A 22,936-nucleotide genomic window follows, 5' to 3' on the forward strand; every position below is an offset into this window, starting at 1 on the left:
ATATGAATATGAACATGCCTGCAAAAAACGCGGCCCCGGTCAAAACCCAGGAGCCTGCCAAAACCGCCATCTCGGCGCTCTGGCGCCCGGCGCTGGTCCAGGCGTTCGTCAAGCTGGACCCACGCCAACTGCAACGTTCGCCAGTGATGCTGGTGGTCGAACTGACTGCCATCCTCACCACCGTATTGTGCTTCGTGCCCGATACCACCGTGCCGACCTTTGTCGCCGTGCAAATCGCCGTGTGGCTGTGGTTCACCGTGCTGTTCGCCAACTTCGCCGAAGCCCTGGCCGAAGGCCGCGGCAAGGCCCGCGCCGACAGCCTCAAGGCTGGCAGCGAAGGTTTGAGCGCCCGGCGCCAGGAGGCCGATGGCAGCTTCAAGGTGGTGCCGGCCACCAGCCTGCGCAAGGGCGATGTGGTCCGTGTTGCCGCGGGGGAAATGATCCCCGGTGACGGCGAGGTCGTCGAAGGTATTGCGGCGGTCAACGAAGCGGCGATCACTGGCGAATCCGCCCCGGTCATCCGCGAGTCCGGCGGTGACCGCTCGGCCGTTACCGGCAACACACGGCTGGTGTCCGACTGGCTGCTGATTCGCATCACCGCCAACCCGGGTGAGTCCACGCTGGATCGCATGATTGCGTTGGTGGAAGGCGCCAAACGCCAGAAAACCCCCAACGAAGTCGCGCTGGATATCCTGCTGATCGGCCTGACCCTGATATTCCTGCTGGTAGTGGTGACCTTGCAGCCGTTCGCGCATTTTGCCAATGGCAGCCTGCCTCTGGTGTTTCTGGTCGCACTGCTGGTGACGCTGATCCCCACCACCATTGGCGGCTTGTTGTCCGCCATCGGGATTGCCGGCATGGACCGCCTGGTGCGTCTCAACGTGATCGCCAAGTCCGGCCGCGCCGTGGAAGCGGCGGGGGACGTGCATGTGTTGCTGCTGGACAAGACCGGCACCATCACCTTCGGCAATCGTCGTTGCTCGGCGGTGGTCGCGGCGCCTGGGGTCAGTGGTCGGGAATTGGCTGAAGGTGCGCTGCTGGCATCCCTGGCCGATGATACGGCGGAAGGCAAATCCATCGTTGAATACCTGCGTGCCTTGCACCCGCAGGCCGAGCCAAGCCTGGATGAATTGACCGCTGTACCCTTCAGCGCCGAGACCCGCTTGTCGGGTGTCGACTATCAGGGCCGCGTGTTCCGCAAAGGCGCCGTGGATTCGCTGCTGGCGTTTATCGGCCAGCCACGCAGCGAGCTTTTACCTGCGCTGTCGCGGGAAATCGACAAGATCGCCCAAAGCGGCGGCACCCCATTGCTGGTCTGCGCCGATGGCAAATTGCTCGGTGCGATCCATCTCAAGGACGTAGTCAAGCCCGGCATCCGCGAGCGGTTTGCCGAGTTGCGCAAGTTGGGGATTCGCACCGTGATGGTCACTGGCGACAACCCCCTGACCGCCGCCGCGATTGCCGCTGAAGCCGGGGTGGATGACGTGCTGGCCGAAGCCACGCCAGAGAAGAAACTCGCGCGTATTCGCCATGAACAAAACGATGGTCGCCTGGTTGCCATGTGCGGCGACGGCGCCAACGACGCCCCGGCGCTGGCTCAGGCTGACGTCGGCATGGCCATGAACGACGGCACCCAGGCCGCGCGCGAGGCGGCCAACATGGTCGACCTCGACAGCGACCCGACCAAGCTGCTGGACGTGGTGCAGATCGGCAAGGAATTGCTGGTAACCCGTGGCGCGTTGACGACCTTTTCCATCGCCAACGACGTGGCCAAGTACTTCGCAATCCTGCCGGCGCTGTTCGCCTCGATCTACCCGCAACTGGGCGTGCTCAACATCATGCACTTGCAGAGCCCGCAGAGCGCGATCCTCTCGGCCATTGTGTTTAACGCCTTGATTATCGTGGTGCTGATTCCTCTGGCGCTGCGCGGTGTACGGGTGCAAGCGGCGAGTGCGGCGGCCTTGCTGCGGCGCAACCTGCTGATTTACGGCCTGGGCGGGCTGTTGGTGCCGTTCGTGGGTATCAAAGCCATCGACATGCTGCTGACGGCGCTGCACCTGGTTTGACCTGTCTGATTTATTGAGGATTTGACTATGACAAACATCATCCGCCCAGCCCTGAGTCTGCTGGTACTCATGACCCTGATCACCGGCGTCGCCTACCCGCTGGTGGTCACGGGCGTGGCGCAAGTGGCCTTCCCCGACCAGGCCAATGGCAGCCTGGTGCACGACGCCAGCGGCAAGGTGCGCGGCTCCAGCCTGATCGCCCAGGACTTTACCGGCGACAGCTGGTTTCATCCACGCCCGTCAGCAGGAGCCTTTGCGACGGTGTCCAGCAGTGCCAGTAACCTGGGCCCCAGCAATCCGGCCTTGGCGACCCGCATAGTCGAGGATGCCGGCAAACAATCAGTGCCTGGCCAGGGCCCGGTGCCACTGGCCTCGCTGACGACCTCCGGCAGCGGCCTTGATCCACACTTGCCACCGCAGGCGATTGCCTATCAACTGGCGCGAGTGGCGGCAGCGCGCAATGTGCCGGTGGCGACCTTGCAGCGGTTGCTGGATGAGCACATCGAAAGCCCGTTGGTAGGGCCGCCGGTGGTAAACGTCCTGGCGCTGAATATGGCTTTGGAAGCGTTGTAAGCAAGGCGATCGCCATCGCGGGCAAGCCCGGCTCCCACATTTGGAATGCATTCCACTGTGGGAGCCGGGCTTGCCCGCGATGGCGGCCTTGAAGACTCTCTATAAATACCTGAAGGAACCCCCAAGTATGAGCGACTCCGGCCGCGCCGATGCCCTGTTAGCCGATCTGCCCCGGGCTGGCCGTGGCCGGCTCAAGGTCTTCCTCGGCGCCGCGCCTGGCGTGGGCAAGACTTACGCCATGCTTCAGGCGGCCCACACCCAACTGCGTCAGGGCGTACGGCTGATTGCCGGGGTGGTCGAAACCCACGGCCGCGCCGAGACCGAAGCCTTGCTCAGCGGCCTGCCGCAACAACCGCTGTTACGCAGCGAATACCGCGGCGTGATGCTCGAAGAAATGGACCTCGACGGCCTGCTCTCCGCCAAGCCCAAGCTGGTGCTGGTAGATGAACTGGCCCACAGCAACGCCCCCGGCAGCCGTCATGAAAAGCGCTGGCAAGATATTCAGGAATTGCTCGCGGCCGGTATCAATGTGTTCACCACGGTCAACGTCCAGCACCTGGAAAGCCTCAATGATCAGGTGCGTGGCATCACCGGCGTGCAAGTGCGCGAAACCCTGCCGGACTGGGTGCTGCAAGAGGCCGACGAACTGTTGCTGATCGACCTGCCATCCCGCGAACTGCTCGAACGCCTGCGTGACGGCAAGGTGTATGTGCCCGAGCAGGCGCGTGCGGCTATCGATGCGTTTTTCACCCAGACCAACCTCATGGCCCTGCGCGAACTGGCGATGCAAACCGCCGCCGCCCACGTCGACGATGATCTGGCCCAGGGCTATCGCCAACTCGGCCAGGCCGCGCCGGCGGTACGTGGGCGTTTGCTGGTGGGCGTGGATGGCGATGCGCAAGCCGAACGCCTGGTGCGTCATGCCAGCCGTGTGGCCCAGCGTCGGCATTTGCCTTGGAGCCTGGTGCACGTCGACAACGGCCGAGCGCGGGATGAGCAATCGCGCCTGCGTCTGCAGAACGCCCAGCAACTGGCGGAGCGGTTGGGCGGCGAAGTGGTGTTATTGCGGGCCGGGGAGGTCGCCAAGACCCTGATCCAGCACGCCGCCGAACGCCGTGCCAGCTTGTTGCTGGTGGGGCAGTCGCGGATGCGCTGGCGCCGGCGCTTGTTCGGTGGTGGCTTGGCGGCGCGGCTGTTGCGCAATGCCCGTGGCCTGGAAATCAACGTCCTCGACAGCGATGACATACCGGCGCCGCCACGCTTGCCGGATGTGCGCGGGTTAGTGTGGTTCGATTACGCGTTGGCGGTGGTTGCCACGGTGGTTGCTGCGGCCGTGGCGTGGGCCGTGTCCAGTGTGTTGCCGCTGCCGAATATCTCGCTGGTGTTTCTCGCTGCCGTATTGCTGGTGGCGGTGCGCAGCAGCCTGGGGCCGTCGCTGGTGTGCGCGGCGCTGTCGTTCATGACCTACGATTTTCTGTTTATCCCACCGAACTTTTCCTTCGCCATTCAGCGCGAAGAGGATGTGCTGACCCTGCTGTTCTTCCTGCTGATGGCCGCCCTGACCGGCAACCTCGCCGCGCGCCAGCGCCGCCAACTGCAGGCGTTGCGCGATACCCAGGAAGAAACCAGCGAGCTGCTCGACCTGTCGCGCAAGCTCACGGCGGCCACCGATCGCCAAGCCGTGATCAGCGCCGCCGCCCACCATCTGCAAGGCTGGCGCGACCTTGACTTGTGTCTGGTCAATCGCGACGATCAGGGCGGCTGGACGGTCGAGACCGGTGGCCCGCTGACCCTCACCGAAGCCGAACGCGCTGCCGCCGATTGGGCCTGGCAGCATGATCAGCCTGCCGGTATGGGCACCGGCACCTTGCCGTTCGGACGTTGGTGGTGGTGGCCGTTGTCAGGTGAAGAGGGGCCGCTGGGCTTGCTCGGTGTCAGCGCCAAACCGGGCCTGGAGTTGAGCGGGCAACGCCGACGTTTGCTCACTGCCTTGAGCCAGCCGCTGGCCCAGGCGCTGGCGCGGGCGCAGTTGGGGCAAGAGTTGGAGTCGGCGCGTCTGCACGGCGAAACCGAACAACTGCGCAGCGCCTTGCTGGCGTCGGTGTCCCACGACTTGCGCACGCCGTTGACCTCCATGCGCGGCAGTATCGATAGCCTGCTGGCCCTCGGCGAAGCCATTCCCATGGAGGATCGTCGCGAATTGCTTGAAGGCACCCGTGATGAGGCCGAGCGCCTGGACCGCTATATCCAGAACCTGCTGGACATGACGCGGCTGGGCCACGGCGCGCTGAAACTGGCGCGCGACTGGGTGTCACCCGGTGATATCGTCGGCAGTGCCCTCGGGCGTTTGCGCGCGGTGCTGGCGCCATTACAAGTGAGCACCGAGGTGCCGTCGGAACTGCCCTTGTTGTATGTGCATGCAGCCTTGATCGAACAGGCGTTGGTCAATGTGCTGGAAAATGCCGCCCGGTTTTCGCCGCCCCAGGGTCGCTTGCGGTTGCGCGCTGGCGTGCAGGATGAGCAGTTGTTTTTTGCCGTGGCGGATGAAGGGCCGGGGATTCCCGAGGACGAGCGTGCGAAGATTTTCGACATGTTCTATACCGCTGCTCGCGGTGATCGAGGCGGACAGGGCACTGGCCTCGGTTTGGCGATCTGCCAGGGCATGGTGGGCGCGCACGGCGGGCATATCAGCGTGGCCGATGGCATTGATGGGCGGGGTACCTGCATCACGTTGTTTCTGCCGCTACAATCTCAACCTGGCTTGGACACTGACCTTTGAATGGCTCCTGAATGGGGTGATTCTTTAACGGATTTTGACGGACACCATGAGCCAGACCGCAACGATTCTAGTCATTGATGACGAACCGCAGATCCGCAAATTCCTGCGCATCAGCCTGGCCTCCCAGGGCTATAAGGTAATCGAGGCCGGCACCGGCAACGAAGGCCTGGCGCAAGCGGCCCTGAACAAACCGGACCTGCTGGTGCTCGACCTGGGGCTGCCCGACATGGACGGCCAGCAGGTGCTGCGCGAGTTTCGCGAGTGGTCGACGGTGCCGGTGCTGGTGCTGTCAGTGCGGGCCAGTGAAGGCCAGAAAGTCGAGGCTCTTGACGGTGGCGCCAATGACTACGTGACCAAGCCCTTCGGCATCCAGGAATTCCTCGCTCGGGTGCGTGCGTTGTTGCGTCAGGCACCGGCGGGAGAGGCTCAGGAAGCCGCCTTGAGTTTTGGCCCGCTGACGGTGGACCTGGCCTATCGCCGCGTGCTGCTGGACGGTGCCGAAGTGGCATTGACCCGCAAGGAGTATGCAGTGCTGGCGCAACTGGCCCGGCATCCGGGGCGGGTGATTACCCAGCAGCAATTGCTCAAGGATATTTGGGGCCCGACTCACACCGAAGACAGCCATTACCTGCGTATCGTGGTGGGGCACCTGCGCCAGAAACTGGCGGATGACCCGACGCAGCCACGGTTTATCGTGACCGAGGCGGGGGTGGGGTATCGGTTGCTAGGTGCCTGAGTCTGTGGTGCCTGCGCTGGCGACATTGCAGGCAAGCCAGCTCCCACAGTTGAAATGCATTCACCTGTGGGAGCTGGCTTGCCCGCGATGAGGCCATCAGCAACACCCACGCGCTCAACTCTGCTCACTCTCATACCGATCCAACGTATCACTGGCAATCTCCCGCCCCAGGGCGATCAGCTCCGGCGCCTTGTAGAACTCGAAGAACCGGCACACTCGCTTCGGCACGTTGATCAGCACATCTGGCGGGTAGCCTGCGATCTTGTACTGCGCCAATGACGTCTGCATCACCTCGAAACTCTGGTTGATCAGGTCCAGCAGCGACGCAGGCCCGACGTTATCGATAATGAACGAGCCGGTCGCCGACTTCGGTGCGCCGGCTTTTTCCGGCGCGGCAGCGGGTTGCTGGGATTCGGGTTCAGCCGACTCCAGCCACGGGTTGATCTCTGCTGCCTGGGCCTGCAAGGCTTCCTGTTCGAGCTTCATCAACTGCTCGGCCTGTTTGCGGCGAAATGGCAGGTGCGATCCGAGCGACTTGGCCAGGCTGTTGAAGCGGCTCTTGAACGCCGGCGGGCGCTGGATCACCGGCAGCCGATAGTGCTTCTGGTTGGTGGCGTTGAGGTTGACCGCGATGATCAAGTCACAGTGGCTCGACACCACCGGCACGATAGGCAGCGGGTTGAGCAGACCGCCGTCCACCAGCATCCGATTGCCTTGCATCACCGGGGTGAACAGGCTTGGGATCGCCGCCGATGCGCGCATGGCCTGGTGCAGGCAGCCTTCCTGAAACCAGATTTCCTGTTGGTTGGTAAGGTCGGTGGCCACGGCGGTGTAGGGGATGCGCAGCTCTTCAATATTGATCTCGCCGACGATTTTGCGAATCTGCCCGAAAACTTTTTCGCCACGAATCGCACCCAGGCGAAAGCTCACATCTACCAGGCGCAATACGTCGAGGTAGTCCAGGCTTTCGATCCAGTTTCGATATTCGTCCAGCTTGCCTGCGGCATAGATGCCGCCGACCACCGCGCCCATCGAACAGCCGGCGATACAGGCAATGTCATAGCCGCGTCGTTCGATTTCTTCGATCACCCCGATATGGGCGTAGCCCCTGGCTCCCCCGGAGCCCAGCACTAAGGCAACACGTTTTTTCATGTCCCAGTCCTTCGCAAAACAGGTGCCCACAATGCACCCATCCGGGGGGCGGCTTCAATCTTCGGTTATTTTTCGAGGATAACCTTTGTGCTCGGGTATGCTCTGGCAATAGGTACGACCGATTTCAGGCTAGGGACAAGGCACTTTTCCCTGTGGGCAACGTCTACAGGCTACGAATGATTTTGCTTATTTTGAGGTGTCATCAATGAAAGCCTGGATGTGTGTGCCTGTGATCGTGCTGGCCTTGGCCGGCTGTGCCGGCAAGACGGCCTACCGCGATAGCTGCGGTTCCCAATTGGATGCCGCCTGGAAAGAACTCGATCTGGCCAAGGCAGAAGGTTTTGCTGGCACCGTGAGTTACTCCAAGGCCCTGTCGCTATTGACTGGCGCCAAGACCCAGCAGCAGTTTGAAGCGTTTGAAGGGTGCTCCAACAAAGCCCAGAAGGCGCGGTTCTATATTCGCGAGTCTCGCGCCGGGCGTTGACCTGTAGCAGCGAGTAGGATTATTCATTGGAAAGTGAGGGCAGGATGTCAGCGTTGGTCAATCAGTTAGTCGCCCAGGTCATAGGCCTGGAAGTAGGGTTACTGAGCTGCCAGGCTCGCCTCGCCGCCGTCACTGACGATGAAGCCCTGCATGATTTGCGCACCACCGTGCGGCGCTTGCGCAGCTTGTTGCGGCCTTTGCGCGGGCTGCCCGGTGTGGAACAGCTTGAATTGGCCGCCAGTACGGTTGGCCAATTGACCACGCCGCTGCGTGACCGCGAGGTCCTGGCGGCGTATCTGCATCAGCACGGTTATCACGAGGCGGCTGATCGGCGCCTGCGCCTGCAGCCCGAGGCCTATCGCCATGTGGCGCAAAGCCCGGAGTTGGCGCACCTGTTACTGATTCTGGATGCATTCCCACGCTTTATTCGCGCCTCCCAGCACCAGAAACTGCTCAAAGGCCTGCGCCCGCGCATCGAGAAACGCCTGGCCAAGCAATGGCAGAAACTCGATGAAGCCCTGAAGGATCCCGAGCATGATCGCCACCGCCTGCGGTTGCTGATCAAGCGCGTGCGTTACGCCGCCGAGGCTTACCCCGAACTGGACAAGCTACCCGCCAACGCCATGTCGCGATTGAAGAAAGCCCAAAGCGCCCTGGGCGACTGGCATGACTGCTGGCAGTGGCTGGCCCAGGCCGGGCAGCAGGCGGATCTGCAACCCTGCGTTGCCATCTGGCAGCGCACCATGCTCAAGGCTCAAGGGCAGGCTGACCGTGTGCTGGACAAACTCAGCGCCGATTGTTTTTAACGCGGTCCGGCTTTTGGCCGGAATGGGCGGTGTGCCGGTCCGTCTCGATGGTTAAGATTCCCCATCGATTTTCTTGATGTGAGGTCGCCATGCGCTTTAGTGATTTGCTCGACGCTGCCCGAAGCAACCCGTTGGATGTCACCATCCCTGCCGAATGGGCCCAGGGCCGTGCCACCTTTGGCGGCCTGGTCGCCGCTTTGCAATACGAGGCGCTGCGTACCCAGGTGTCGGCGGATCGTCCGTTACGTTCCCTGGCCATCACCTTTGTCGGCCCGGTGGCGCCGGATGTACCTGCCAGTTATCAAGTCGAAGTGCTACGCGAGGGCAAAGCCGTCAGCCAGTTGCTTGGGCGCGTGGTCCAGAACGGTGAAGTAGCGACCCTGGTCCAGGCCAGTTTTGGCGCGTCTCGAACGTCGGAAATCGACGTGGCGAGCGAGCCGGCGCCAGTGTTCAAACATTGGGATGAGTGCCAGGAACTGCCGTACATCAAGGGCGTTACCCCTGAGTTCATGCGCCACCTGGCGATGCGTTGGGCCGTGGGCGGCCTGCCGTTTACCGGCAATAAATCCCGCGACATGGGCGGCTGGGTGCGGTTGCGCGGGGATGTGAAAGAAGAGCCGCTGACCGAAGCGCATATCCTCGCCCTGGTCGACGCCTGGCCGCCAGCTTTGCTGCCGCACCTGAAAAAGCCTGCGCCGGGCAGCACCCTGACCTGGACCATCGAGTTCATCCAGCCGCTGCAAGACCTGACCACCCTCGACTGGTGCCAGTACCACGTCAACATCGAGCACGCCCGCGACGGCTACGGCCACGCTGCCGCTGCGCTGTGGAGCCCGACCGGCGAGTTGATCGCCCTCAGCCGCCAGACCGTGGTGGTGTTCGCCTAAGCCCTGTCAGTGGTGGTGACGTTGCCGCCAGGCACGCCACCAGCCACCGCTTAACACAAAGCGCGGGAAGGTCACGAATTGCTCGACCACCAGGCGTTGCACCGCATCTTTACGGTCGCTGAACGGCTCACTGGCCTGGGCTTCCAGGCTGTGGCCGTGACGCTGCAACGCCAGGCCCGCCACGATGCCGACCACACCGATAGCCAAGCTGGCCAAGCTCAGGCTGAACACCCCTGAAACGATCAGCAGGAAACCGACGATAAACAGCGGCACGGCAATCAGATGCAACGCCAGGTTGGTCGGGTGCTGGTGGTTTTGTGGGTAATGACGCCATTGCCAGGCGGGGAGATTGGGGTGACGTTTGCCCATGATCGTGAGTCCTCTGTCCGTTGGAACAACTTGGACAGAGTTTAGGTGCGCAGGGGCGGGGTAGCGAATCAAGGCTGGCTATTGGGGTTATAGAGAACAGTTTGGCGGAGTGATCCTCATGCCCAAATGACGCAGTCATGATCATCCATATGCACCAAAAATGTTATTTCGCTATCGGTTATCCAAAATGGATAGCCGGTGGTTTCGCCTAAAACAGATGCTAGAACTCGAGAGTTATCAATTTTCCAGGCGGTATATGCTGAGTCAAATACCACCAGAACTAGATCCTTCTCGCTGATGCGATACGGTATTTCCTTCCAAAAGTCAGGGTTGTGCTCCGTGTGTTTTTCGTTCAGTTCGGTGGAATCAAGCACGTTGCTTTGTGATTTGAAAAATTTTCTCGTCAGAGAATTTATCAATACGTTGAGTTCATTCGCATCAAGTTTCCTTGAGCTGATTTTCAAGGTGTTACATGCTTCGTCTATTTCCTCTTCCAAGTAGCTCATCAAGGGACACCTTTTTTGGAGCGGCTAAGAGGAACCAGTTTGAGCAGTATATGGCCTCTCTTTGCACCTCCACCGGACCTCTTTCCAGGAGTTTGATAGCCGATATGAGGTGATTTTGGGCCTTCTTTGCTTGGCACAAGCAGAAGGTCGTCAATATTCACTTCCACTCCCCTATTGGGCCCGCTTTGTACACGCCATTCCGTTGGAAATGATTTGCCATATTGGTCTTTGCCCCATTTTGATACGCTGTATTCAGTCTCCGGTATGCCTGTTCTGCGAAAGGCCTCATCCAAACCAACGGGGGGCGAATTGGGGCTGGCTATGGGGGCATAGTGATTACGCTATTTTTGTTCTATCTAGAAAAAATAATCGTCTGGACCATTTATGTATACATTCGGATCGCAAAGTGAAATGAATTTAGCCTTGAATTCAATTAGAGAACTTTCATTCTTTGCTTGGAAATGAAAAAGGTCATTTTGCTTAGTAATATCAACAAAAAACACCTCTCTAAGGGGGATGTTGTGTATTTTTAATTCGCGAATACCATGACAATCGATGCCCATTCTGCAGGTGTTATAGCCTTTCCCTTCCCATTTTTTTGGCAAGATATCTGGGAATTCGGGTATGTCGAACCCTAATCCAACAGAAGGTCGATCATTTTCTATTTGCAAAGAAAAAAGAGCAATTTTTCCGATTTCTATAGGCGTGCTAAAAATCTTTTCAAAAAAAATATTATGATCAAGTTCGTTCCAGTATTTCATCGGTTTTTCCTAAAGTTGTAATGATCCTTGCCGCCGTTTACGGTTCCGTTTCGAGGCTTGTCTATTGGTCGCAAATTGAAATGCGCTTTTTGGTCACCTATGCCGTCTGGTCTGCCAAATTTATGCCCGGCAGAATGGTCTTGAATAAGTACTTTAGAGCCATCTGCCCTCGTGAATTGATAAACTCTTGAATTTATGAATCTACCGCTCTCATCCAATATATTGTCATCATTCAAATCAGTCATTTTTTCTACTATGTACTGTGTCGTTCTTCCTGACTTCGGGTGTGTCATCACATCGGGGTTTTGAGTCATCGGTACATTGGCATCCCTTTTTGCTTGCCTGAACGCCCCTTTACGAGAGACATCAGGTATATCCGGTTCAGCAGGCAAAGAGCAGGTCGGTTTTTTCTTTCCTGAGCCCGGACAATTTGTACTCAATCCCAGCGGATCAATCCACCCGGTAGGGTTGGGCACGTACTGGTACGCATTGACCCCACCCGCCAACTTCACCGGATCCGGTGTCAGGTAGCGGCCAATATCCGGATTGTAGTAGCGATGGCGGTTGTAGTGCAGGCCGCTTTCCCGGTCGAAATACTGACCTTGGAAGCGCAGCGGGTTGTCGATTTTGCCTACGTCGAGCCGGGCGATCTGGCCGTAGGCGCGGTAATGGGCGGACCAGACGATTTCGCCCTCGGGGCTGGTCAGTTCCTGCGGTGTGCCGAGGTGGTCGAGTTGGTAGTGGTAGGGCTTGGTGTCCTTTGGGCCATAGCCTTCCAGCAGTGCCAGTGGGCGGAAGCTGTTCGGTTCGTAAATGTAGCTGCGATGGCGTTCCGCGTGGTGCTCGGCAATCAGCTTGTCGCCTTGCCAGAAAAACTCGGTGGTCTTGCCCTCCACGGTCTTGCTGACACGCCGGCCAAACGGGTCATAGCGATAACTGGCGGTTTCGCCGTTCGGTTTTGTGATGCTGATTAACCGATGCTGGCAGTCGTAGCGGTACTCAGTAACGAGTTGCTGGCCTTTGCCGCGCCGTTCGCGGATCAGGTTGCCGAAGGCGTCGTAGTCGTAATGGCGGTCGCCCTGGATCATCAGGCGGTTGCCGGCAACGATGTCCGGGCCGGGGCGGTCTTGCATCAGCAGGTTGCCCGCCGGGTCGTGGGCGAAGCGCTCCTGGACGTCTTGGGAATGATCGGCGCGGGTCAGGCGATTAAGCGGGTCGTAGCGGTAGTCGTGCTGGCCTTTGCGTGTGTCGAGCAGGCGGGTGAGGGTGCCGCTTTTGTCGTAGTCGTATTGGCGTTGGTAGAGGTAGTTTTGCTGCTGCGTAACGGCGTGGGCGTGTAGGCGGTTTTGCTCGTCGTAGTGATAGTGGCTGAGCAGTTGACCTTGTTGGCGTTGGTGTTCGCGGCCGCTCTTGAATAAATGTGCAGTGAGCACCTCACCATTGAGCTCGACCGTAGCGAGATGGCCTCCCTTGTCATGGTTGAAGGTGAGGCGGTTGTTGTCGGGCAGGCGCAGTTTTTGTAGTTGGCCGCAGGCGTCGTAGCCGTAGCGCAAGGTGCCCCAGCCTTGGTGTTCGGCGGTGAGGCGGTTTTGTTTGTCGTACTCGTAGGCCAACGCCCAGTGACCGTCTTCGACGCTGAGGAGGTTGCCCTGGCGGTCGTAGGCATAGTCGACAACGCTGGCATCGGGCAGGGTTTTTCGGACGAGGCGACCGGTGTGGTCGCGCTCGTAGCGGGTCACTAGCTGACTGCCATCGTCGCCGTATTCGGTCTTTTCCTGCAGGTTGCCGTTGAGGTCGTAGACGTAGGCGGTGCGTTGGCCGTCGAAGCCGATTTCCCGCTGGATCAGGCCGTTGGGGTGGTAGTCGAGTTGGTAGGTTTCGCCGACTTCGTTTTCGATTTCGGTGAGCAGTAGCCTGGCGTTGTCGTAGCGGTACTTGACCTGGGTGCCGTCGGCGTTGATGCGGCGGCTGATCAGGTGCAGGCCATCGGCGTATTCGTAGCGGGTGACGTGGCCGAGTTCATCGCGCTCTGCGATGATTTTGCCGTAGGGGTTGTAGCTGAATTCCCGGCAAGCGCCGCCGGGCTGGGTCAGTTTCAGCAGGCGCCCAGCGGCGTCCCATTCATAAAGAGTCCGCGCGCCATGCTCATCCTCACGTGCAACCTGCCGCCCTAGATCGTCATAGCGATAACGCTTGATCCCGCCATTGGGCAATTGCTCTTCCAGCAACTGCCCACGCTCATTCCACACCAGCCGATGGCAGCTGTGATCCGGGTACCAAACCCCGGTCAGTTGCCCGTGTTTGTTGTAGCTGTAATCGGTAACCTCGCCGTCAGGATCGGTCCTACGCGTAACATCGCCTTGCTCATTACGCTCGTATTTCCAGACTGCCTCCCCACGCCTCACAACCCGAACAAAACCGTTGTCATGCTCGTAGGACGTCGGCTCGTCATCTCCCGGAAACAACGCCACCAAGCGTCCGGCTTCGTCGTACTGATACGCCGTCACCGCGCCCAGCGGGTCTTGCTCGACGGTCAGCCGGCCCTTTTTATCGTAGGATTTGAAATGCTGCGCGCCGTCCGGATCGATGCGCTGCACCAACCGCGCCCGGTCGTCGTGGACATACACCTCCTGACTACCATCGACGTTATGCACGGTGACACGGCCGTCATCCCCCCAGGCATAGCGCGTGTCCATCTGCGAAAAGCTCGCCCAGTGCCGGACGCAACGCGCCGCCTTGCCGGAGCCTTCCCACTCCCAGAAGAAACTCGCCCCACCGGCCAGCTGCCGCTCAAGAATGACGTGCTGATCGTCGTACCGATAACGCTCGCTTTCACCGACGGCATTGGTCGCGCAAACCAGTCGTCCGTCTTCGTCATAGGCGTAGGAAACAACGTTCTGCTCGGTTTCCCAGACGTAGGGCTCACGCCCTTTGGCGCGATGCACCTGGTAGTCCACCGCCACGATTCGATCCAGCTCATAACGCAGCAGCAGCGAGCGACCAGCACCGTTATCCAGCCGCTCGATCCGCCCGGAAGGATCACGGCAAATGCGCAGGCGGTTGTCATACGCATCGCTGATCGCAGTCAGTACACCGTCGCGAAAGTGATAGAACCGCGACGCCTGGGCCAGCACTAACTCATCAGGAGCCGAGCCCAAGTAGATCGCCGCTTCCGCCAGGCTGTTGGTAATCGCAGGCCGAGCAGAAGTCGGCAAGGGCAGGGTAGTCGAGCGGTTCTCATGATCGGTCCACACCACCGAATCGCCCGACACACAAAGCCTGTGCGCCAGCGCATGACTCCAGCCAAACCCCAACCCGCAATCCAGTTCCACCGCACTGGTGCGATACAGCCGCGTCCAATCAAACGGCAAAATCCCGTCCAGCGCGCCATCGGTAAGGGTCAGCAATTCCTCGCCGGTGACCATCGACACCGGGCAACCATGAGTGACCGTCTTATCTGCTGGAGCCGCCGCATCTCCCTTCGGATTCGACGCCACGGCGGGGGCATCATCAACGTGTTCCTGCCGGACCAATACCGTCTGCCGATTCTTGTTGCGAACCATCGGCACCGGGTTCGAAACCAGCGTGTCGCCCGCCTTCAATGGAACCACCGGCACGGCCTTGACCGGTGTCGCCGAACTGCTCAGCAACACAGGCTTGGCGGCCTCAACATGCGTGTCCAGCCGCGGCCCCGCTACCTGCCTGGCCAGCAACTCCAACAGCGCCCGCGCTTGCCCGGACTTGACGCGACTGAGCATCTGCGCACCCAGCCGCAGCTTTACGCCAATACCCCGCGTGGCCCAGATCAGCAGCAGGTTGATCAAGACTTCGCCGGTGATTTCACCCAGCAACTCATACATCTGCGGCGGCGGCAGCATCCGTATCCAGGCCACCACCGCTGCCACGTAGATAAACAGCAGCGGCTCATCACTGAGCACCAGCAATCCCTTGGCCAGCGTGTCTTTGCCCAGCGCGAGCAGCGCATCCAGCTCGGCCTGGGAGAGGTACTTCAGCAACTTTTCGCTGTTGGATTTGAAGTTCGCGAGCAGGTCATACAGCTCGGTGATGTTGTCCCACAGGTTGTAGAGCGCCTTGCCGAGCCCGGTAGCAAAGGCCATGCCCTGCATTCCACTGCGTTGATAGGCTGGCGCTTTGACAAAGTCGGCCCATTGAAGCTGGAAATGCTCGTCCCACTGCTTGCGCAGATCAGCTTCCAACCCGGCAATCACTGACGTGTAGGAGGCATACAGCGCCTTGACGTGATCCTTGGAGACATTGGGGTAAAAGGTGATTTGGTATTGCTGGTCGCGGGTACAGTCGTTGACTTCGAGGATGCCGCTGGGGCCGATGGTCCGATGAAGCGGCGCGCCGACCGGGCTGCCATCCCGAGCCAGGGCTTGCAGTTGCACCTGGGTGTTGCCGATGGGTACAAACCGGGTACTTTCAAACAGATGCACCAGGGTCAACCCACCCTGGGCTTTGCATTGAGCGACGGTGCGGCTGGGTTTGTCGGAAGAGGCCGGCGCGACCAGTGCGACGTCTTCCCCAACCTTGAACACCTGCTCCACGGCAAGTGCCGAACCACTCAAAAGGCTGTCGGCCCACGCGTCGAACGTGTTCAGGCAGGTACGAAAATCCGCTAAAACGCGAGTGACATCCGGCGCCTTGGGATCCATGGGGGCCAGCACAAAGCCAGCGATCACCGGAATCAAGAGCCAGCCCTGTCAACCAGGGCTCTAACGAAAACAACCATCTGCAATCCCTCGCACTATTTGATCAGGCGAGGGACTTTGCAGCGGTTCCTGGGTAAAAGAAGTCGGCGTTATTCGCGGGGATGGCGAGGAAGTTTCGCCTAAACTTCAGGTAAACCGAGGCTTGGCGGTAGGAATCGGATTACAGGTAGAACAGTCTTACAGCTTCAACTGCCCAATCGCCTTGCTCAACTCACCCGCCAACGTCGCCAGTTCATTGCTGGTGGTTGCCGACGACATGGTCTGCTGTACGGTGTTTTCGGTGACATCGCGAATACTCACCACGGCGCGGTTCATCTCTTCGGCCACATGGCTTTGCTGTTCGGCGGCGACGGCGATCTGAGTATTGCTCTCGCGCATCTGCGCCACGGCACCGGTGATTTGCGCCAGTGCGGCGCCAGCTTCCTGGGCTTGTTGTACGCAGTCGTCGGCCTTGAATGAGCTTTCCTGCATAAAGTCCACCGCATCGCGAGTACCGGCTTGCAATGCCGAGACCATGCGGGTGATTTCGTCGGTGGAGCTTTGCACGCGCTTGGCCAGGTTGCGTACTTCGTCGGCAACCACCGCGAAACCTCGGCCCATTTCCCCGGCGCGGGCGGCTTCGATGGCGGCGTTGAGGGCGAGCAGGTTGGTCTGTTCGGCGATGCTGTGGATTACCCCGACCACGCCGTTGATCTGTTGGCTGTCCTGGGCCAGTTTCTGGATCATTTCGGCGGTCTGCTGCACGCCGTTGGACAGCCCGGCAATTGAACGCTGTACGCGGGTGACCACCTCCTGGCCGCTGCCGGCGAGGGTGTCGGCGGTCTGGGACAGGTCGCGGGTAGCGCCGGCGTGCTGGGCGATATGGTGGACGGTGGCGGTCATCTCATTGATGGCAGTGGCGGCCTGGTCGGTTTCGCTCTGCTGGCCGAGCATACCGTGCTGCACCTCGTTCATGCTGCTGGCCAGGCGTGCGGCACCGTCATCCAGTTGCCGGGCGGTGCGTGCCACGGTGTTGACCACGCGCTGGTAACCGGCCTGCATGGCGTTGAATGCACTGGCCATCTGGCCGACTTCGTCCTTGCAGGCCAAGGGCACGCGTGCCGACAGGTCGCCGGTTTTCTCGACGTGCAGCATCACGTCCTTGAGGGTGTTGAGTTGGCTGAGCAAGAAGCGGATCAACAGCTGTGAGGCGCCGAGCATGGCCAGCATCAGGATTGCCACGGCGACGGCATAGTTGGCGAAGCGCTCGCTGAACACTTGGCCAAGGCTGGGTGCGTAGGCGAGGACGGCGACGTGTTGACCGTCAACGCGATCGATCACCTCGGCGCCTATCAGTGGGTTTTTGCCCAACAGCGGCATGTGATTGAGTTCGACCCAGCCGCTGGCAGTACTCAAGGCTGGAAGAGCCTGTTCGCCCAATTGTGGGGTTTGCCCCTGGGCATAGGCCAGCCATTGCTCGCCGGTGGGCAGGGCTTTGTCGGCTGGCCAGGCGTTGAGCAACCGCCCCTGAGCCTGGGCCGAAGCCTGGGATGCCTGGCTGCGTGCCTGTTGCTCAAGCTGTACCGCGTACAGCACCAGCAGCAGGGTGGTAATGAAGGCGACCGCGTTGACGGCCCAGAATTTGTACTTGAGCGAGATATTGCTAAGCCAGGCACCCATGGAAGGTTTTCTCTGATAGCGGAAACAGTATTGGCAAGGTGCCATTATTGTGCCGCTACTCAGAAAAACGTTTTTGACATGCGTCAATGCACGGCATTAATCCACATCAGGCAAGCCGAAAAAGCGGCGGGCGCAGGCGGTGCTGTGCATTGCCAGGTCTTCGAGGGTTTCATGACGGTGCAAGGCCACTTCGCGCAGGACTTCGGGCAAGTACGCTGGTTCATTGCGACCGTTTTTTGGTTTGGGGCGCAGGGTGCGCGGCAGCAGGTACGGCGCGTCGCTTTCCAGCATCAGGCGGCCCCTGGGAATTTCCCTGACCAGCGGATGCAGGTGCGTCCCACGGCGTTCGTCGCAGATCCAGCCGGTGATACCGATATGCAAGTCCAGGTCCAGGTAGCTGAACAGCGCTGTTTGTTCACCGGTGAAGCAGTGCACCACGGCGGCGGGCAGGTGGTCGCGGTAATCTTTGAGGATCTCCAGCAGGCGCTGGTTGGCGTCGCGCTCGTGGAGAAACACCGGCAGTTTCAGCTCGACGGCCAGGGCCAGGTGGTGTTCGAGGACTTTTTCCTGCTGGGGGCGAGGGGAGAAGTCGCGGTTGAAATCCAGCCCGCACTCGCCCACGGCACGCACCCGACTGTCTCCCAACAGGCTACGCAGGCGCTGTGCACTGTCGCCGTTCCAGTCGCTGGCGGAGTGAGGGTGGATGCCAGCGGTACTGAACAAGCGCTGGCCGCTTTCATCAAGTTTTGCACACAGCTCCAGGGCCTGTTCACTGCCCTCGATGCTGGTGCCGGTGAGCACCAATTGCTGCACGCCAGCGGCGTAGGCGCGTTCGAGGACAGCCTGGTGCCTCTCGTCGAAACTGGGGTTGGTCAGGTTGACGCCGATATCAATGAGTTGCATGGTGCTATCTCCGCCTGCGGCCGGAAAGCATATCAGAGCTGTAGATTTATAAGAAAAACCAAGAACTACAACGCGTTATCGCTGTCTTTGAACGTCGCAAGCGACATTGTGGTTGGCCAGTTGCCTGTCACTGTGTCGCCGTTGCGCGCCTTGCCAGCGCATAGAGCGCTCTGTTTCTGACCTCCAGCACTTTGTTATTCGCGAAGGCGCTGGCCAGTATTCTTTCCGGAGAGCGGATGATCCGACCCTCGGCGTTGCTTGTGTTGTGCCTGACGTTGCTACTGCCCATGGCGGCGGTCGCACGTCTGGACGGGCCGTTGGAAGTCACCAAGCCTGGCAAGGTGCGTGACTTGGCGCAAATTCGCTCCAGTCGCACCCTGCGCGTACTGGTCAACCAGAGCCGCAACAGCTCCGGTGAAGTGCAGGGCCAGGCCATCGGCGTCGAATACCATCGGTTGCGCGCCTTCGAACAGTACCTCAACGGTCACGCCCGCGATGGCCAGGAAATCAACCTCAAGATCATCCCCAAGGCCAAGGACCAGTTACTCGGCGCGTTGGCCCGTGGCGAAGGTGACCTGGTGGCGCCCGGCGAGTTGCTGGATGTGAAGGCCGTACACAAGATCAGCGCCAGCGAGCCGATTGTCAGCGATGTGCCGTTGTGGCTGGTTGGCGTCAAGGGTGAGCGACGGTTTACCAAGTTGGAGCAACTGTCTGGTCGCACGCTGACGCTGACCACCGGCAGTGCGGCGGCGGATGCCATCAGTCAGGTCAATCAGAAACTGGCGCTGCACAAACGAGCGCCGGTGAAGGTGGAGTGGGTTGACCCTAGCCTGGCGGTAGAGGATGTACTGGAGATGGTGCAGGCCGGGATTTTTCACCTGACGATCGTTGAAAAACCGATTGCCGAACGCTGGTCGAAAATCCTGCCCAAGCTGCGCTTTGACAAGCAGGTGGTAATCAGCGAACCGGGTGACGAGTTCTGGTTCGTGCGCCAGGACGCTTCGATGCTGCGCGCCAGCATTGACCGATTTCTCAAGACCTATCGAACCCCTGCCGATCAGGACGTGGCGTTCCAGCGTATCTACCGACGCCTCTATCAGGTGCGCAACCCGCTGGCGCGCGCCGACCGTCAGCGTCTGGAAAAACTGCGCCCGGTCCTGCAAAAACATGCGCGCGAGCAAGGGATGGACTGGCTGAACCTGGCGGCGTTGGCGTTCAAGGAGTCCTCCCTGGACCCAGGCGCACGCAATAGCGGCGGCCCGACCGGCCTGATGCAAATCACGCCTTCGGCGGCGCAGCGGGTGGGGGTCAACAACATCGAGAGTCTCGATAGCAATGTGCAAGCTGGCGCACGTTACCTGGCGTTGATCCGGCGTAAATTTTTCTCCAGCCCCAAGCTTAACGAGCGCGAGCGCATGGCTTTTGTGCTGGCGGCCTACAACATGGGCCCGGAGCGGGTCCAGGGGATGCGCACCGAGGCCAGGCGCCGCGGGCTGAACCCCAATCAATGGTTCTTCCAGGTTGAACGCATCGCCATGGAGCAGGTGGGGATGGGCGGCGTCAGCTATGTTAATAGCGTCAACAAGTATTACTTGGCGTTCGACCGGGAGCGAGAGTCCCTGGAGCCGCCTGCAGCAAAAATGGTCTCACGAAAATAATCAACTTTATCGATATTAATTAGGCAATATTTGCGCTTTTATCATTGCTTAAACTGATTAATATAGCGGCCAACCAACCCCTACCTGGAAAAGGATTTACTTAAATGAGCCCAATGATTACACGCGTCCTGTCTACCCGCGCCGGTTACGGCCTGACTGTCCTGCGCATCTTCGTCGGCATCATCTTTGCCGCTCACGGTTCGCAAAAACTGTTCGGCTGGTTTGGCGGCGGCGGCCTGGCGGGTACTGCCCAATTCATGGAAAGCCTCGGCCTGACGCCGGGTACCCTGATGGCAGTGTTGTCGGGTGGTACCGAGTTTTTTGCCGGCCTGGCCCTGATCATTGGTTTGCTCGCTCGCCCGGCGGCATTGGGCCTGACCTTCCTCACGCTGGTGGCAATCTTCTCGGTGCATATCCATAACGGCTTGTTCATGGCCAATAACGGTTATGAGTTTGCTCTGGCTTTGCTCGGCGGGGCGCTGGCGGTGTTGCTCGAAGGTGCCGGCAAACTGTCGGTTGATCGCGCCATCACTGACTGATCTGTTTGCATGTCCCGGAAAAGGCCCGCATCTGCGGGCCTTTTCGTTGCTCGGGATTCTTGACACTGCCCCACCGGCTTCTCTAGGATGCTGCTCATGCGCCGATTTAAACAGCTAATTGCGGGGCGCCACTGGGACTCAATGCAGCCCGACAGAAGTCCGTATCCTCTCCCAGGGCGCTCTTCGAAATACCGCTAAAGCGCTGGTTCGGTGTTGCCTCTCACCTGCCCGCAGACTTTTGAGGCAGAGACACGACACGATGAATGCACCACGCCCTCTCATACGCTTGGCCCCGATTACCGCGGACCTGACTCAACGCAATCCGAAAATCCTCCTGGGTGGTAAACACCAGCCGACGCTCCTGCGTTATCTGGACGGCTGGCCACGCCGTGGCGGTAGGCCCTCGGCGTTCCTGATCCAGTTTGTCGAGGACGGCGAATCCCTGGCTCGTTTTGCCAGCAATAGTTTCGACCTTGCAGTGATCCAGGCGCCCAATGCCGGCGACGCCCATGAAGTGATCCACCAACTGACCCGTATTGCCCGCCAGGGGTTGATTGCGCGGCGTTGAGCCGTCATTCATAGACCGCTGGCGCGGCTGATCGGCGTCGACGCTGGTGGAGGGCAAGTCCCCAGGCAATCAGGCATAACAATAACGGCATCGTGGCGATCATCAGCCCTTTAAGGTATCGCTCGAAACGCTGCAAGGGCGCGTATGCCTGGGCTTTGAGTGTATGCAACTCGATGGGCAATTGCAGGCGCTCCCTGTTGAGTGCCTGCAACTGGGTGTTGGTATCCACGGCCTGTGTGACCAGGCGTGCGTGCCCTGGATTCAGCCTTTGCCATGCTTGCTCTGTGTGCTCGTGCCGTCGCTCCAGTTCAACCGCACTTTTGCGATAAGCCTGTGCGGCTTTTTCGCGCATGTGTTCGAGCCTGTGCAGTGGCTGGGTGATGACGCGAGGTCGGATGCGCCTGAGTATCTCCGGAACCGCCAGGTTATCCAGGGTATTCAATACAAATTGCGCGTTGCCGTTGGGCTGAGCGTTGCTGACAGCGTACGCGAGCACATCAGTGTCGGCCACGACCACCACCTGGATCTGCTCGGCATGTTGCATCCCCGGTGGCTGGCCCTTGAGGCCGTCGGGAAACACCGAATAAGCGGGGCCCTCAACGCGGGCGGCAATCACGTGGCGCTCTCCTGTCGTGGCGGTTTCATCGATGAGTGAGTCGAACGTGGTCGCAGAAGCAAAGCGCCCTGCATCCAGCAGCACGGACTGCCGGGAGCTCTGTAGCAAGGGGGTCAGCAGCGTACGATTTTTGTTGGACAGGGAGAGTGCGCCGCTGCTGGACACGGTCACGGCATCCAGGTTCCAGGTGCTCAGGTCTGTCGGGTTCATTGCCTGGCGTGGAAGTTCCAGCCTGGCCGGGTGCAGTACCTTTGGCATTCCGGGGCCGGGCGTAGCCGATGAGGCGTAAATATTATCGACCAACAGCTTGTCCGCTGGCATTTGTATACCCCATGCAGTGAGCAGTGCATCCAGCCTGGCGTTGGTCGATATGGCTTGCGCAGCTATCTCGCTCACCGGGTCGATAAAGGCCATCAGCCTTGCGCCTCTCATTACCGCTTGCTCAATGGCATACAGAGCCTGCTCGGGCAGGGCGCCGGGCTGTACGACCATCAATGTACTTATCGATGACGGCACTTGAGCGATGGTCGATGCCAGTTCCACCACGTTGAATTGTTCGCGCATCTGCTCCAGTAGTTCGCCGGCAGGTTCGTGTAGCGCCAGTCCCGACAGCAGGCCGATAGTGGGACGTTCAGGGTGCATGAGTTTGTGGAGCAGGTGGCTGATTTCATATTCAAGCAATGACTCATGCTCGGGACTGAACAGGTCAATGCGTTGCGCGCTATGGCCGGCACGGGTGCCAATGAGGCCTAGGAAACCTTGCGTGTCATCTAGGCCAAACAAACCAGCTTTGTAAGCGTCTTCTGAAAAAGGCGTTGGATTGATGACATGTAGATTGATCATGCCGTTGGCCGCCTTTTCGACTTCCTTGAGCATGTCTTCAACGCGACGGCCGTAACGACTCACTGCCTGGCTCCGTTGAGGGGCATTGATGGCATTGAAGTAATACAGGTCCAATGGGTTTTCAAGTGTTGTCAGCAGTTGGCGCGTTGATGACGATAAGGTATGGATTTGTGTGTGTGAAAAGTCCCAGCGGATATTGGGTATTTTCGGTACCCAGACCAGATTGAATGCCAGAAACAGTAGCGATATGACAAGTAAGGTCATACCCGTACGAAGAGCGGATCCCATCAGTGGCTTT

General features: G+C 59.8%; 18 protein-coding genes. 10 read left to right on the forward strand and 8 right to left on the reverse strand.

Going from position 1 to position 22,936, the window contains the following annotated elements:
- Window positions 1-8: 8 nt before the first annotated feature.
- The 4 genes from kdpB (at window position 9) to IH404_RS09620 (ending at window position 6,154) form a co-directional block, all read left to right on the forward strand.
- A complete protein-coding gene (kdpB, locus tag IH404_RS09605) occupies window positions 9-2,066 on the forward strand; it encodes a potassium-transporting ATPase subunit KdpB (protein ID WP_005786346.1) in 2,058 nt (685 codons plus the stop codon).
- Between the two features lie 27 nt (window positions 2,067-2,093).
- A complete protein-coding gene (gene kdpC, locus IH404_RS09610; protein ID WP_005786347.1) occupies window positions 2,094-2,639 on the forward strand; it encodes a potassium-transporting ATPase subunit KdpC in 546 nt (181 codons plus the stop codon).
- Between the two features lie 127 nt (window positions 2,640-2,766).
- Complete coding sequence (locus tag IH404_RS09615) at window positions 2,767-5,418, forward strand: sensor histidine kinase KdpD (RefSeq protein ID WP_194440341.1); 2,652 nt, start codon at window positions 2,767-2,769, stop codon at window positions 5,416-5,418.
- Window positions 5,419-5,464: 46 nt separating this feature from the next.
- A complete protein-coding gene (locus tag IH404_RS09620; RefSeq protein ID WP_005786351.1) occupies window positions 5,465-6,154 on the forward strand; it encodes a response regulator in 690 nt (229 codons plus the stop codon).
- Between the two features lie 114 nt (window positions 6,155-6,268).
- On the opposite strand, the gene IH404_RS09625 is transcribed toward IH404_RS09620, so the two are convergent.
- Complete coding sequence (locus tag IH404_RS09625; protein WP_005786353.1) at window positions 6,269-7,306, reverse strand: patatin-like phospholipase family protein; 1,038 nt, start codon at window positions 7,304-7,306, stop codon at window positions 6,269-6,271.
- Between the two features lie 205 nt (window positions 7,307-7,511).
- On the opposite strand from IH404_RS09625, the gene IH404_RS09630 reads away from it, so the two are divergent.
- The 3 genes from IH404_RS09630 (at window position 7,512) to IH404_RS09640 (ending at window position 9,483) form a co-directional block, all read left to right on the forward strand.
- Window positions 7,512-7,790 (forward strand): hypothetical protein, encoded by a 279-nt coding sequence (locus tag IH404_RS09630; protein WP_005786355.1) that lies wholly within the window; start codon window positions 7,512-7,514, stop codon window positions 7,788-7,790.
- A gap of 44 nt (window positions 7,791-7,834) precedes the next feature.
- Window positions 7,835-8,596, forward strand: coding sequence for a CHAD domain-containing protein (locus tag IH404_RS09635; protein ID WP_194440342.1), 762 nt, complete (start codon window positions 7,835-7,837; stop codon window positions 8,594-8,596).
- Window positions 8,597-8,685: 89 nt separating this feature from the next.
- Window positions 8,686-9,483, forward strand: coding sequence for a thioesterase family protein (locus IH404_RS09640; RefSeq protein WP_194440343.1), 798 nt, complete (start codon window positions 8,686-8,688; stop codon window positions 9,481-9,483).
- 6 nt (window positions 9,484-9,489) lie between these two features.
- On the opposite strand, the gene IH404_RS09645 is transcribed toward IH404_RS09640, so the two are convergent.
- From IH404_RS09645 to IH404_RS09675, 6 genes are all read right to left on the reverse strand, one after another.
- A complete protein-coding gene (locus tag IH404_RS09645; RefSeq protein WP_005786360.1) occupies window positions 9,490-9,852 on the reverse strand; it encodes an Mpo1-like protein in 363 nt (120 codons plus the stop codon).
- 116 nt (window positions 9,853-9,968) lie between these two features.
- Entirely contained in the window at window positions 9,969-10,358 is a 390-nt protein-coding gene (locus IH404_RS09650; protein ID WP_005786362.1) for a hypothetical protein, read from the reverse strand.
- 356 nt (window positions 10,359-10,714) lie between these two features.
- On the reverse strand, window positions 10,715-11,119 hold the full coding sequence (locus IH404_RS09660) for an Imm50 family immunity protein (protein ID WP_005786365.1): 405 nt from the start codon (window positions 11,117-11,119) through the stop codon (window positions 10,715-10,717).
- A complete protein-coding gene (locus tag IH404_RS09665) occupies window positions 11,116-15,831 on the reverse strand; it encodes an RHS repeat-associated core domain-containing protein (RefSeq protein WP_194440344.1) in 4,716 nt (1,571 codons plus the stop codon). Before IH404_RS09665 ends, IH404_RS09660 begins: the two co-directional genes overlap by 4 nt.
- A 198-nt stretch (window positions 15,832-16,029) precedes the next feature.
- The gene (locus IH404_RS09670; protein ID WP_194440345.1) at window positions 16,030-17,511 is read right to left on the reverse strand and encodes a methyl-accepting chemotaxis protein; all 1,482 of its coding nucleotides are present in this window, start codon (window positions 17,509-17,511) and stop codon (window positions 16,030-16,032) included.
- A 96-nt stretch (window positions 17,512-17,607) separates the two neighbouring features.
- Window positions 17,608-18,414, reverse strand: a complete 807-nt coding sequence (locus IH404_RS09675) for a TatD family hydrolase (protein ID WP_194440346.1) — start codon at window positions 18,412-18,414, stop codon at window positions 17,608-17,610.
- 236 nt (window positions 18,415-18,650) lie between these two features.
- Between IH404_RS09675 and IH404_RS09680 the strand changes: the two genes are divergently transcribed.
- The 3 genes from IH404_RS09680 (at window position 18,651) to IH404_RS09690 (ending at window position 21,179) form a co-directional block, all read left to right on the forward strand.
- A complete protein-coding gene (locus tag IH404_RS09680) occupies window positions 18,651-20,072 on the forward strand; it encodes a transglycosylase SLT domain-containing protein (RefSeq protein ID WP_005786373.1) in 1,422 nt (473 codons plus the stop codon).
- 104 nt (window positions 20,073-20,176) lie between these two features.
- A complete protein-coding gene (locus IH404_RS09685; protein ID WP_005786375.1) occupies window positions 20,177-20,611 on the forward strand; it encodes a DoxX family protein in 435 nt (144 codons plus the stop codon).
- 259 nt (window positions 20,612-20,870) lie between these two features.
- Entirely contained in the window at window positions 20,871-21,179 is a 309-nt protein-coding gene (locus tag IH404_RS09690) for a hypothetical protein (RefSeq protein ID WP_032803384.1), read from the forward strand.
- A 4-nt stretch (window positions 21,180-21,183) separates the two neighbouring features.
- On the opposite strand, the gene IH404_RS09695 is transcribed toward IH404_RS09690, so the two are convergent.
- The gene (locus IH404_RS09695; protein WP_194440347.1) at window positions 21,184-22,926 is read right to left on the reverse strand and encodes a Gldg family protein; all 1,743 of its coding nucleotides are present in this window, start codon (window positions 22,924-22,926) and stop codon (window positions 21,184-21,186) included.
- Between the last annotated feature and the right edge of the window lie 10 nt (window positions 22,927-22,936).

The sequence above is a fragment of the Pseudomonas sp. OST1909 genome (assembly GCF_015277575.1).
GTDB classification, from domain to species: Bacteria; Pseudomonadota; Gammaproteobacteria; order Pseudomonadales; family Pseudomonadaceae; genus Aquipseudomonas; species Aquipseudomonas synxantha_A.

Excerpts from the sequence above, each read along its gene's own strand:
- IH404_RS09620 (WP_005786351.1), top strand. The coding sequence starts at position 5,465 with ATGAGCCAGACCGCAACGATTCTAGTCATTGATGACGAACCGCAGATC.
- IH404_RS09675 (WP_194440346.1), bottom strand. The coding sequence starts at position 18,414 with ATGCAACTCATTGATATCGGCGTCAACCTGACCAACCCCAGTTTCGAC.
- IH404_RS09690 (WP_032803384.1), top strand. The coding sequence starts at position 20,871 with ATGAATGCACCACGCCCTCTCATACGCTTGGCCCCGATTACCGCGGAC.
- IH404_RS09650 (WP_005786362.1), bottom strand. The coding sequence starts at position 10,358 with ATGAGCTACTTGGAAGAGGAAATAGACGAAGCATGTAACACCTTGAAA.
- IH404_RS09660 (WP_005786365.1), bottom strand. The coding sequence starts at position 11,119 with ATGAAATACTGGAACGAACTTGATCATAATATTTTTTTTGAAAAGATT.
- kdpC (WP_005786347.1), top strand. The coding sequence starts at position 2,094 with ATGACAAACATCATCCGCCCAGCCCTGAGTCTGCTGGTACTCATGACC.
- IH404_RS09695 (WP_194440347.1), bottom strand. The coding sequence starts at position 22,926 with ATGGGATCCGCTCTTCGTACGGGTATGACCTTACTTGTCATATCGCTA.
- IH404_RS09635 (WP_194440342.1), top strand. The coding sequence starts at position 7,835 with ATGTCAGCGTTGGTCAATCAGTTAGTCGCCCAGGTCATAGGCCTGGAA.
- IH404_RS09645 (WP_005786360.1), bottom strand. The coding sequence starts at position 9,852 with ATGGGCAAACGTCACCCCAATCTCCCCGCCTGGCAATGGCGTCATTAC.
- IH404_RS09615 (WP_194440341.1), top strand. The coding sequence starts at position 2,767 with ATGAGCGACTCCGGCCGCGCCGATGCCCTGTTAGCCGATCTGCCCCGG.
- IH404_RS09640 (WP_194440343.1), top strand. The coding sequence starts at position 8,686 with ATGCGCTTTAGTGATTTGCTCGACGCTGCCCGAAGCAACCCGTTGGAT.
- IH404_RS09670 (WP_194440345.1), bottom strand. The coding sequence starts at position 17,511 with ATGGGTGCCTGGCTTAGCAATATCTCGCTCAAGTACAAATTCTGGGCC.
- IH404_RS09630 (WP_005786355.1), top strand. The coding sequence starts at position 7,512 with ATGAAAGCCTGGATGTGTGTGCCTGTGATCGTGCTGGCCTTGGCCGGC.
- IH404_RS09685 (WP_005786375.1), top strand. The coding sequence starts at position 20,177 with ATGAGCCCAATGATTACACGCGTCCTGTCTACCCGCGCCGGTTACGGC.
- IH404_RS09680 (WP_005786373.1), top strand. The coding sequence starts at position 18,651 with ATGATCCGACCCTCGGCGTTGCTTGTGTTGTGCCTGACGTTGCTACTG.
- kdpB (WP_005786346.1), top strand. The coding sequence starts at position 9 with ATGAACATGCCTGCAAAAAACGCGGCCCCGGTCAAAACCCAGGAGCCT.
- IH404_RS09625 (WP_005786353.1), bottom strand. The coding sequence starts at position 7,306 with ATGAAAAAACGTGTTGCCTTAGTGCTGGGCTCCGGGGGAGCCAGGGGC.